We start from the raw sequence: 424 nt of genomic DNA, 5'->3' as shown, positions 1-424 counted from the left end.
CCTCTTTTCCATTGGTCAGTTCCAGCGCGGTCTTATCAATTTTTGCCGCAAAGACAACGGCAAAATTGTATTTGATCTCACTGGCTGCGCCATTGTACCGAATCCGCACATTGGGTTTGCAGAGGTAGCCGTTGGCGTTCTCATTGCCCACGACCTCATCACCAGTGATGGTCATGTTGCCGGTCATGGTCACTTCACACTCACCCAGCCCGATGGTCGCGGACGGGATCTCGCTGCCGCCCCCATCACAGCCGGTGAGGACACCAGCGGCAGAAGCGGCCAGCACAGCGGCGGCAGATGCTTTCAGAAACTCACGGCGGGAAAAAACATTGCGCATCAGAAATTCCTCCCATTTCAGATCTGGTTTGTTCCTATCATCATAGTACCATATTTACCCAGACTGTCAAGGGACAGAATTCAACCC

Annotated in this window: 1 protein-coding gene; it reads right to left on the bottom strand. The window is 53.1% G+C overall.

Going from position 1 to position 424, the window contains the following annotated elements:
* On the bottom strand, nucleotides 1–337 hold a 337-nt coding region (locus P0G09_RS15760; protein ID WP_275253125.1), incomplete at its 3' end, for a twin-arginine translocation signal domain-containing protein.
* Nucleotides 338–424: the final 87 nt, after the last annotated feature.

The sequence above is a fragment of the Faecalibacterium sp. DFI.5.82 genome, assembly GCF_029076575.1.
In the GTDB taxonomy this organism is placed as follows: Bacteria; Bacillota; Clostridia; order Oscillospirales; family Ruminococcaceae; genus Faecalibacterium; species Faecalibacterium duncaniae.
Note: the sequence above shows the minus strand (reverse complement) of the source record. Positions and strands in the feature narration are given on the sequence as shown.